Annotated in this window: 8 protein-coding genes; 3 read left to right on the top strand and 5 right to left on the bottom strand. The window is 64.8% G+C overall.

What is annotated here, in order from left to right:
- From BLQ76_RS20345 to BLQ76_RS20335, 3 genes are all read left to right on the top strand, one after another.
- A partial coding sequence (locus tag BLQ76_RS20345; RefSeq protein WP_170842691.1) for a sugar transferase occupies nt 1-228 on the top strand: 228 nt, incomplete at its 5' end.
- A gap of 139 nt (nt 229-367) precedes the next feature.
- Nucleotides 368-1813 (top strand): mannose-1-phosphate guanylyltransferase/mannose-6-phosphate isomerase, encoded by a 1446-nt coding sequence (locus tag BLQ76_RS20340; RefSeq protein WP_244519754.1) that lies wholly within the window; start codon nt 368-370, stop codon nt 1811-1813.
- Nucleotides 1810-3240: a phosphomannomutase gene (locus BLQ76_RS20335; protein ID WP_090676980.1), complete on the top strand. Its 1431-nt coding sequence runs from the start codon at nt 1810-1812 to the stop codon at nt 3238-3240. Before BLQ76_RS20340 ends, BLQ76_RS20335 begins: the two co-directional genes overlap by 4 nt.
- Nucleotides 3241-3366: 126 nt before the next feature.
- Here the strand turns inward: BLQ76_RS20335 and BLQ76_RS20330 are convergent, their stop codons facing one another.
- The 5 genes from BLQ76_RS20330 to BLQ76_RS20310 all read right to left on the bottom strand — a co-directional run bounded on the left by BLQ76_RS20330 (nt 3367) and on the right by BLQ76_RS20310 (nt 11139).
- Nucleotides 3367-3648 carry an HU family DNA-binding protein gene (locus BLQ76_RS20330; RefSeq protein WP_062016813.1) on the bottom strand — a complete coding sequence of 94 codons (282 nt, stop codon included), beginning with the start codon at nt 3646-3648 and terminating at the stop codon, nt 3367-3369.
- 169 nt (nt 3649-3817) lie between these two features.
- Nucleotides 3818-6229, bottom strand: a complete 2412-nt coding sequence (gene lon, locus BLQ76_RS20325) for an endopeptidase La (RefSeq protein WP_090676977.1) — start codon at nt 6227-6229, stop codon at nt 3818-3820.
- Between the two features lie 261 nt (nt 6230-6490).
- Nucleotides 6491-7759, bottom strand: a complete 1269-nt coding sequence (gene clpX, locus BLQ76_RS20320) for an ATP-dependent Clp protease ATP-binding subunit ClpX (RefSeq protein ID WP_090676975.1) — start codon at nt 7757-7759, stop codon at nt 6491-6493.
- A 251-nt stretch (nt 7760-8010) separates the two neighbouring features.
- Complete coding sequence (locus BLQ76_RS20315; protein WP_090676974.1) at nt 8011-8649, bottom strand: ATP-dependent Clp protease proteolytic subunit; 639 nt, start codon at nt 8647-8649, stop codon at nt 8011-8013.
- A 120-nt stretch (nt 8650-8769) separates the two neighbouring features.
- A complete protein-coding gene (locus BLQ76_RS20310) occupies nt 8770-11139 on the bottom strand; it encodes a mechanosensitive ion channel domain-containing protein (protein WP_170842690.1) in 2370 nt (789 codons plus the stop codon).
- Nucleotides 11140-11182 lie beyond the last annotated feature (43 nt).

Genomic DNA, 11182 nt, shown 5'->3' with positions numbered 1-11182 from the left:
CCCATCGTCGACGAGGAAGCGCACCGCTACGCCCACCGCTTCTCGACCTACAAGCGCGCCCGGCCGGGCCTCACCGGCATGTGGCAGGTCAACGGTCGCTCCGACACCAGCTACGCCACGCGCGTCAAGTACGACAGCTACTACGTGCGCAACGCCTCCACCCTCCTCGACCTGCGCATCATGGCCAAAACCGTCAAGGTCGTCGTCGCACGCGACGGAAGCTGCTGACAGGGACGAGGGGTCCTATTCATCCGGTAGACATGCCGGAATTAAGCATGTCGGCGCCTCATGCTGCACTGCCTTCAAGCTTTCAGCTCACCATGATAGAGGCCTTCCGTTGATGGTTCGCCATAGCGGATAGTGTGAGGTGCGTCCTATGGAGCATGAAGCGATCGTTCCGGTCATCCTGTGCGGCGGATCGGGAACGCGGCTCTGGCCGGTATCGCGAGACTCGATGCCCAAGCAATTCGTGTCCCTGACGGGAACCGGGCGGTCGACCTTCCAGGACACGGTACTCCGGGTTCGCGGCCATGGCTTCATGAAGCCGGTCGTTCTCACGCATGGCGACTTCCGCTTCATTGTTCTGGAGCAGCTGCGTGAGATTGGGGTCGAGGCCGACATCGTGCTCGAGCCGGAGCGTCGCGACTCCGCGCCCGCCGTCGCCGTGGCAGCACTCGTGGCGCAGCAGCGGGGTGCGATCGCCTTGGTCGTCGCGGCTGACCATGTGGTGGATGATGCTGATGCCTTCCGCCGCGACTGTCAGGCCGCCGTGCCGGCAGCTCGTTCCGGCGCCCTTGGCGACGGTCGGATCATGCTGCTCGGCATCGCGCCGGATCATCCCTCCACGGCCTACGGTTACATCGCCGTCGGCGAGCCGATCGGACCCGACCGGGCCGCCGGCAGTTTCGAGGTTGCCCGTTTCATCGAGAAGCCTGACGCGGCACGAGCTGCGGAACTGATCGAAGAAGGCTGCGTCTGGAACAGCGGCAACTTCCTGTTCGACCCGGCCGTGATGATCGAGGAACTCGAGCAGGGCGCGGCGAGCGTGCTGGATGGCGCCCGGGGTGCGCTGGAAGGCGCGATGCGCGATCTTGATTTCCTCCGCCTCGACGCCGCGAGCTTCGGGAAGGCGCCGCGTATCTCGATCGACTATGCGGTCATGGAAAAGACGCGCCGGGCCGGCGTCGTACGCGCACGGTTCGGCTGGTCCGATATCGGGGCTTGGAACGCGCTCTATGACGTTCTACCGCGCGATGCGTCGGGCAACGTGGTGGAAGGACCGGTATCGCTGGCGGGAACCAAGGGAAGCCTGGTTCGTGCGGATGGTATCCTGACGGCCGTCGTCGGCATCAGCGACGCCGTCGTCGTCGCGACGCCCGATGCGGTCCTTGTCACGACGCGCGAGCGCGCAGGGGAGGTCAAGGGTCTCGTCGCGCAGCTCCATTCCGAGGGACGCGAAGAGGCCGGCCAGCACCGGCGAATCCATCGGCCGTGGGGATGGTACCAGCGCATCGACATCGGAACGCGCTTCCAGGTGAAGCAGATCTGCGTTCACCCAGGGGCCCGCCTCAGCCTGCAGAAGCACTTCCACCGGGCCGAGCATTGGATCGTCGTCCAGGGAACGGCCGAGGTCACGATCGACGCGACGGTCAAGCTCGTTCACGAGAACGAAGCGGCCTACCTGCCCATCGGCTGCACGCATCGCCTGCACAATCCCGGCAAGATCGAGCTGCGGTTGATCGAGGTGCAGGTCGGCTCCTACACGGGCGAAGACGATATCGTACGCGTCGAGGACGTGTACGCGCGAACATGAGCCCGTCGAGCCTGAAATTCGGCACGAGCGGCCTGCGCGGTCTGGTCGTCGATCTGGAGGGTGAGCCGACCCGTCTCTGGGTCGGACGTTTCCTGCGCCATCTCGAGGCCCGCGGACAGACGGGCGACCGCACGCTTCTGGTCGGCCGCGACCTACGCTCCTCGTCCCCCCGCATCTCGACGGACGTGATAGAGGCCGCGCGCAGACTGGGATGGCAGGCCATTGATGGCGGCGCCCTGCCGACCCCGGCCCTGGCGCTGGAGAGCCTGCGACGCGCCGTCCCGGCCGTCATGGTCACGGGCAGCCACATCCCCGACGATCGAAACGGCCTGAAGTTCTACCGGCCGGATGGCGAGATCGAAAAGGCCGACGAAGCCGCGATCCTCGAGATCACGGATCCGTTCGGCGATGCGGAGCGGCAAGCCGGTCCTGCTCCCGTAGCGGATGACACGCTGACGGAGCGCTACGTCGCGCGGTACACCGCGTTCTTCAAACCGGCCGCACTGAACGGTGCTCGCATCGGCGTCTATCAGCACAGCACGGTCGCTCGCGACGTTCTTGTCGACGTGCTCAAGCGGCTCGGCGCAAGCGTTGAGCCGCTGGGTCGCTCCGACGCCTTTCTGCCGGTGGACACCGAAGCGCATCGTCCCGAGGATGTCGCGGCGCTGCGCGCATGGGGTTCGAGCGGACGCTTCGATGCGATCGTGTCGGCGGATGGCGATGCCGATCGCCCGCTCGTGGCCGACGAGACCGGGTCGATCCTGCGCGGCGACATCCTCGGCCTGCTCACCGCGCAGTATCTCGGACTGACCACGGTCGTGACGCCGGTCACCTCCTCCTCGGCGATGGAGAAGGCGCCGTTCCTGCGGAGCGTCCGGCGGACGCGGGTGGGTTCTCCCTTCGTGATCGCAGGCATGACGGACGCTCTCGCCGACGGCGAAGAGGTCATCGGCTTCGAGGCCAACGGAGGGGTGCTGCTCGGATCCCCAGTGGAGCGGGACGGACGCCATATCGAGGCGCTCCAAACGCGGGATGCCCTCCTCCCGATCCTGTCGCTCCTGGCATATGGGAGGGAAAGGTCACTTCCCGTGTCCCGACTCGTCGCGGACCTGAAGCCCGGGGCCGCAGCCTCCGATCGCCTTGCGGAGGTGGACATGGTTGCCGCTCGGCGCTTCATCGCACAGCTGGAAACCGATGCCGCCTATCGTGATCGGGTGCTGGCATTCGAGGGAGGCGTCGAGGCGCTCGATACGGCGGACGGTGTCCGCATGACGACCGGAAACGGCAGCACTGTTCATTACCGCCCGTCCGGGAATGCGCCGGAGCTGCGTTGCTACGTCGAAGCCGCCAGTCCCGAGCACGCCGTCGCGCTTCTCGCCGCCGGGCTCGATGCGGCGCGACGCGAACTTCAGGCGCTGGCGCGGTGATCGGGTAACAAGTGCACGCGCCGCCCGCCAACGGCGCGGCGAGCGATGATCGAAAAGAAAGGGCCGGTCCCGCTTGCGCAGGACCGGCCCTCTTCATTCCAACGTCCGCGAGAGCGGACGAAAAGCTTACTTGCCGGGGTTCAGCGAGTCCTTGAGACCCTTGCCCGGCGCGAACTTCGCGACGTTACGGGCCGGGATATCGACCTCGGCGCCCGTCGAAGGGTTGCGGCCCTTCGAGGCGGCGCGGTGCGACACGGAGAACGTGCCGAAACCGACGAGACGAATGTCGTCGCCCTTCGCCATGGCCTCCTGCATCGCCTCGAAGACGGCGTCCACCGCGCCGACGGCGTCCTGCTTGGAGAGGCTCGCCTTTTCGGCGACGGCGGCGACGAGTTCGTTCTTGTTCATTCCAATGACTCCGGGTTCGCTAAGGGCTGACCGACTCAGGTGCGCCACGATGCTCAAAAGGCCACCATGTCGCAACCCTGTTTCGCGGCAAATAGCCCGTTTGCAGGAGTTTCCACACGAAAATGCCGCCCCGAAGGGCGGCATTCCGATGGGCACAGGCGCCGAAGGGTCAGTGAGCGACGGCGGCGCCGCTCTCGTCACCTGCCGCCGGCACCGCCAGCGGCTCGTCGGCCTCGTTCCATTCGACCGGGGTCGGCTGGCGGACGAGCGCATGCTGAAGCACCTCGCCCATCCGCGAGACCGGCACGATCTCCAGTTCGTTCTTCACGTTGTCCGGGATATCCACGAGGTCCTTGGCGTTCTCCTCGGGGATCAGAACCTTCTTGATGCCGCCTCGCAGCGCCGCCAGAAGCTTCTCCTTGAGACCGCCGATCGGAAGCACCCGGCCGCGCAACGTGATCTCACCGGTCATGGCGATATCGCGCCGCACAGGGATGCCCGTCATCACCGAAACGATGGCGGTCGCCATCGCGGTTCCAGCCGACGGTCCATCCTTCGGGGTTGCCCCTTCCGGCACGTGGACGTGGATGTCGCGCTTGTCGAAGATCGGCGGCTTGATGCCGTAGTCCAGCGCCCGCGAACGGACATAGCTGGCGGCCGCCGAGATCGACTCCTTCATGACGTCCTTCAGGTTGCCCGTGACCGTCATGCGGCCCTTGCCGGGCATCATGACACCTTCGATCGTGAGCAGCTCGCCCCCGACCTCGGTCCAAGCCAGACCCGTGACCACGCCGACCTGATCCTCCGCGTCGATCTCGCCGAAACGGTAGCGGGGAACGCCGAGGTAGTCCGCCAGGTTCGCCGCCGTCACGTCGACAGTCTTGGTCTCGCCCTTGAGGATCTGCGTGACGGCCTTGCGGGCAAGCTTCATCAACTCACGCTCGTAGGACCGCACGCCCGCCTCGCGGGTGTAGCGCTGCGCGATCGCCTGAAGGGCGTCGTGCGAGACCGAGAACTCGCCCGGCTGAAGCGCATGGTCGCGGATCGCCTTGGGCAGGAGGTGCCGCTTCGCGATCTCGATCTTCTCGTCCTCGGTGTAACCCGCGATCCGAATGATCTCCATGCGGTCCATGAGGGGACCGGGAATGTTCAGCGTATTGGCGGTTGTCACGAACATCGTGGACGAGAGGTCGTACTCGACCTCCAGGTAGTGGTCCATGAAGGTCGCGTTCTGCTCGGGGTCGAGCACCTCCAGGAGCGCCGAGGACGGATCGCCCCGGAAGTCCTGGCCCATCTTGTCGATCTCGTCGAGCAGGAAGAGCGGATTGTTGCGCTTCGCCTTCTTGAGCGACTGGATCACCTTGCCCGGCATGGAGCCGATGTAGGTGCGCCGGTGACCGCGGATCTCCGCCTCGTCGCGAACGCCGCCGAGCGCCATACGCACGTACTCGCGGCCCGTCGCACGCGCGATGGACTTAGCGAGCGACGTCTTGCCGACGCCCGGAGGACCGACGAGGCACAGGATCGGACCCTTCAGCTTGTTCTGGCGGCTCTGCACGGCGAGATACTCGACGATGCGTTCCTTGACCTTGTCGAGGCCGTAGTGCTCCTCGTCGAGAATCGCCTCGGCCTTCTTGAGATCGATGCGAACCTTGGACGCCTTGCCCCATGGCAGGCCAAGCAGCCAGTCGAGGTAGTTGCGCACCACAGTCGCTTCGGCCGACATCGGGCTCATCTGCTTCAGCTTCTTCAGCTCGGCAGACGCCTTCTCCTTGGCTTCCTTCGACAGCTTTGTCTTCTTGATGCGCTCCTCGATCTCGGCAACCTCGTCGCGGCCTTCCTCGCCGTCGCCGAGTTCCTTCTGGATCGCCTTCATCTGCTCGTTCAGGTAGTACTCGCGCTGCGTCTTCTCCATCTGGCGCTTGACGCGCGAGCGGATGCGCTTCTCCACCTGGAGAACCGAGATCTCGGCTTCCATGAAGCCAAGCGCCTTCTCCAGACGCTCGCGCACCGAGATGATGCCGAGCATCTCCTGCTTCTCGGGAATCTTGATCGCGAGGTGGGACGCGACCGTATCGGCAAGCTTGGAGTAATCGTCGATCTGCCCTGCGGCGCCAACGACTTCCGGGCTGATCTTCTTGTTCAGCTTGACGTAGTTTTCGAACTCCGCGATCACCGAGCGCGCCAGCGCCTCGATCTCGACCGGGTCCTCGTCGACCTCCGGCACGACCGTAGCAACGGCCTCGTGCCATTCGGCGCGATCCGTGAAGCTCTCGACACGCGCGCGAGCGACGCCCTCGACCAGAACCTTCACGGTGCCGTCGGGAAGCTTCAGAAGCTGCAGGACGTTGGCCAGCGTTCCCAGCTCGTAGATCGCGTCGGGAGCGGGATCTTCGTCGCTCGCGTTACGCTGGGTCGCAAGCAAGATCTGCTTGTCGGCGCCCATGACTTCTTCGAGCGCCTTGATCGACTTTTCGCGCCCGACAAAGAGGGGCACGATCATGTGCGGGAAGACGACGATGTCGCGCAGTGGGAGAACCGGAAACGGTCCGGCCTGCGGAGTGGTCTTCGAAGTCGGCATGACAGTCCTTTCTGCGGCAGTTGCCGCCGATGGCCTCGCCCCGATCGGCCCATGATCGGCACCGGTCGGACGAGCCTCTCGTCCTCGAATATGTGGTCGCGCGAGCGCGGGACTTCAACGCGTTCCCGCAGCGCAATGCGACAGGCTTGTGAACAGTGCGAACGCGGATCGCGGACGGTCCGCCTCAGCAAAAGGCCCGTCCCGGCTGAACCGGAACGGGCCTCATCAGAAATCTAGCGAAGCGTCCGTGCGGAGCAGGCGTCAGGCACTGACGTTCTCCTTCTCGTCCTTGCGCTCGGCGTAGATGTAGAGGGGCCGCGCATTGCCGTCGATCACGTCCTCGGAGATGACGACCTCCTGCACGCCTTCGAGCGTCGGCAGGTCGAACATCGTGTCAAGGAGCATGGACTCCATGATGGAGCGAAGTCCGCGTGCTCCGGTCTTGCGCTCGATGGCCTTGCGGGCGATCGCCTTGAGAGCGTCCTCGTGGAAGGACAGCTCGACGTTCTCCATCTCGAACAGGCGCTGGTACTGCTTGACCAAGGCGTTCTTCGGCTCGACCAGGATCTGCACGAGCGCCGGCTCGTCGAGGTCCTCCAAGGTCGCCAGAACCGGAAGACGGCCGACGAACTCGGGAATGAGGCCGAACTTCAGGAGATCCTCGGGCTCGACCTTGCGGAAGAGCTCGCCGGTACGGCGATCCTCGGGGCTCTCGACGTTGGCCGCGAAGCCGATCGAGGTCTTGCGACCGCGATCCGAGATGATGCGGTCGAGACCGGCAAAGGCGCCGCCGCAGATGAACAGGATGTTGGCCGTGTCCACCTGCAGGAACTCCTGCTGCGGATGCTTGCGACCGCCCTGAGGAGGCACGGAGGCGACGGTGCCTTCCATGATCTTCAGGAGCGCCTGCTGCACGCCCTCGCCCGACACGTCGCGGGTGATCGACGGGTTGTCGGACTTGCGCGAGATCTTGTCGATCTCGTCGATGTAGACGATGCCGCGTTGCGCGCGCTCGACATTGTAGTCGGCCGACTGGAGCAGCTTGAGGATGATGTTTTCGACATCCTCGCCCACGTAGCCGGCCTCGGTCAGCGTGGTGGCGTCCGACATCGTGAAGGGCACGTCGAGGATACGGGCGAGCGTCTGAGCCAGAAGGGTCTTGCCGCAACCGGTCGGGCCGATCAGCAGGATGTTGGACTTGGCCAGCTCGACGTCGTTGTTCTTCTGCGCGTGCGCCAGCCGCTTGTAGTGGTTGTGGACCGCGACCGAGAGGACCTTCTTGGCGAAGCCCTGACCGATGACGTAGTCGTCAAGAACCGCGATGATCTCCTGCGGTGTCGGCACGCCCTCGCGCGACTTCACCATGGAGGACTTGTTCTCCTCCCGGATGATGTCCATGCAGAGTTCGACGCACTCGTCGCAGATGAAGACCGTCGGGCCGGCGATCAGCTTGCGGACTTCGTGTTGGCTCTTTCCGCAGAAAGAGCAGTAGAGCGTGTTCTTGCTGTCGCCGCCGCTCACTTTGCTCATCGTTCTTCCCTTCGGTTCCGCGCCCCTCGACCAAGGCACGGCGACGGGTCACCAGGCGACCCTTCCACAATCCTATGCTGCGACGCGCCGGTGGCAACCGCCGGATGCGAAGGTCAAATCCGCCCATGTGACGGATTTGCGCATCCAAGTTAGCGGATCCATCCTTGATCGCAGCTTAACGCGCCCAACTGGCCGGCGAACGTCGCAGGCTACGGGGCGCGTATGGCCAGATCAAGGACGGGAGCGCGTCGTCAGCTTCCGCTCGCGACCGTCGCCTCGAGCGCCTCGCGCGACGAATAGACCTTGTCGATCAGGCCGAATGCCTTGGCCTCGTCCGCCGTCATGAAATGGTCGCGGTCGAGGGTCCGTTCAATGGTCTCGTAGTCCTGGCCGGTATGCTCGACATAGACCTCGTTGAGACGGCGCTTCAGCTTGATGATGTCCTGGGCATGGCGCTCGATGTCCGAGGCCTGACCCGAGAAGCCGCCGGACGGCTGGTGCACCATGATGCGTGCGTTCGGCGTGGCGAAACGCATGTCCTTGTGCCCGGCGCACAGGAGCAGCGAACCCATCGAGGCCGCCTGTCCGATGCACAGCGTCGAGACCGCCGGCTTGATGAACTGCATGGTGTCGTAGATCGCCATGCCGCTGGTCACCACGCCACCGGGCGAGTTGATGTAGAGATTGATCTCCTTCTTGGGGTTCTCCGCCTCCAGGAACAGCAGCTGCGCGCAGACCAGCGTCGCCATGCCGTCCTCGATCGGTCCCGTGATGAAGATCACGCGCTCCTTCAGAAGGCGCGAGAAGATGTCGTAGGCCCGCTCGCCCCGGTTCGTCTGCTCGACCACCATGGGGACAAGGTTCATGGCCGTTTCGATCGGGTGTCTCATGGATCGTCTTTCAAGATGGTCGTTCGAAGAAGGCGGGGACCGCGCCGAATCAACGTGGCCCGGTCGGCTCTCGACAGATAGGGCGCGGGACCGCGCCTTCGCAAGGCACGCGACGTGCGCTCAGCGCTGTGGCCCATCGTCCACGTCATCCTCGCGCGAGCTTGGCGGAATCAGCGTTCCGTCCGGGTTGCGCTCGAGCGTATGGAGGGAGGCATCCCGGCGGCGTTCGTCCGCCCTCGGAGCCGGTTCGCTCGCCGGATCGGGTGCCGGCTGTGCAATGCGCAGAGGCGCCGCCTCATGGTTCTTGTTCTCGCCGAACCACACCGTCGTTTGCGGGAACGGAATCTCGATGCCGCGCTCGTCCAGCAGCGTCTTGATGACCTGCCGGTAGATCCGTCCGACCGGCCATTGCTTGCCGGGCAGCGTCCGAATGCGGCCGCGCACCGTGACTGCGTTGTCGCCCAGCATCTCGACGCCAAGCATCTCGAAGTCGGCGATGATGTTGATGCCCTGCTCGCCGGACCGCACCCGATCGAACGCCTCCTGCATCGCCGCCTTCACCTCCTCGACATCCTCGCGATACGCGACGGCGACGTCCGCGACGAAGTTCGAGAAGTCCTTCGTCATGTTGGAGACCTGATCCACCGAGGAGAATGGGATCAGGTGATAGGTGCCGTCGAGCGAGCGCAGCGAAACGGAGCGGATCGTCAGCTTCTCGACCACGCCCGACACCGAGCCGAGCTGCACGACGTCGCCCTCGTTCAACGCGTTCTCGATCTGGATGAACGCGCCGGTGATGATGTCCTGCACCAGCTTCTGCGCGCCGAACCCGATCGCCAGACCGACGACGCCGGCACCCGCCAGAAGCGGCGCGATATCGATGCCAAGCTGCGAGAGCACGAGCATCATGACGATCACCGCCAGCGCGACCGTGAAGGCATTGCGGAACAGCGCGAGCAGGGTGCGCTCGCGCGAGGTCGGAACCGATCCGTAGTTGGGGTTCAAACGGTACTCGACCCATGACGAGACAACGAGATAGGCGACGAACCCAAGAAAGAGGATGAGCAGCGCGCCCAACGTCCCACGCATGGCCCGACCCGTCAGGTCGCTTTGCAGGACGTTCGCGAAGTCCAGGATCGACCAAGCGTCGAGGATGACGCCCAGCACGATCAGGATCACCAGCACGCGGAGCACCAGAAGAAGCCGCGGAATGAAGCTGTTGATCCGGCGCTCGAGAAGCGGGAAACGAGCCTTGGTTCCCTCCGGGATGCGGAAGCCCTGCACGATGAAACGACTGAGGATCGTCACGATCAGGCCACCGATCGCCATGGCCGCAACGGACCGAAGCGAGGCGCTCAGCATGAACTGGAAGCCGGAACGCGGGCTCGACAACCAGACCGCGTAAAGGGCGAAGATGAAGGAGATCGCCGGCAGGTACCAGATCGTCCCCAGGAACGCGTAGAACCGCGCCTGAAACGAATGGTCACCGTTCCGGTAGGCCCGTTGCAGTCGCCCGCCGACGTGGTGCGTGTTCACGACGATCAGCGTCAGCATCGAGACGAAGACCAGCGTGACGGCGATGAAGCGAACGGCGTTCGATGCGGCGATCGACGAGTTGGTCTGCACGATCGGTGCGACGAACAGAAAGGTGTAGCCGAGAAGCGAAACCAGAAGCGCAAGGCGCCGATACCAGTAGGCCGCCTGCCCATCGCTGAAGGGCGTGAGCCGTAGCGGACGGTGTCGAGGAACCACGAACGCAGCCAGTCCCAGCCGGATCATTTCCGTCAACACGAACGCGTTCAGGAAGAGCGCCTGGTTGAAGGTCGGCGGCCCGCCTTGCTGCCAGAGTGCGGCCAGATGCCCGCAGGCGGCTGCCAGAACGATCGTCGCGCCATCCACGATCGTGGCGAGCGCCAGAAGGAGCAGTCGACGCAGCGGCGAGCGACGGTCGTCGCGGGACACGATCCATCGCTCGATCGGACGTGCGGCGAAGCGCAGGGCCAAGCGGGTGGCGATCACGACCACGATCACGATCAGGATCGGTTGCAGGGCCAGCCAGATGCGCGGGAGGTCGATCCATTGGGCACCCGCCAGGAAGTTCGCGCCCTGGCCCGCGATCTCGCCGAACTGGACGACGGTCTCGCGCACCGCTTCCACCGACCCGCGGACAGTATCGGCCAGATAGGCCGGGACGCTGTCGACGATGGTTTCATCGCCCGCTTCTGCGCCGGCCTGCGTGCTGCCGGAAGACTGTCCGTCCGCCGGACGATAGGCGGATGCTTTCAGCGACTCGATGAGACGGTTGCGGGTCGCCTCGTTTTCCAGAATGCCGATCAGGTCATCGAGACTTTGACGATCCTCGGCCGATCGATCGGCAGCTGGCGCAGAGCCCGTCGTGCCGCTCAAGCCCGGCAGGGTGGGTAGCTGGGCTGCAGCCGGCAGAACAGTCAAAAGGACGAGCACAAACGCCCAGGCAGCGCGTCGGATCATGAATGGTCCGTTCGGTCTATGGGTCGGAGAGGGCCCACAGCTA

This window comes from Aureimonas jatrophae, from assembly GCF_900104035.1.
GTDB lineage: Bacteria > Pseudomonadota > Alphaproteobacteria > Rhizobiales > Rhizobiaceae > Aureimonas > Aureimonas jatrophae.
Note: the sequence above shows the minus strand (reverse complement) of the source record. Positions and strands in the feature narration are given on the sequence as shown.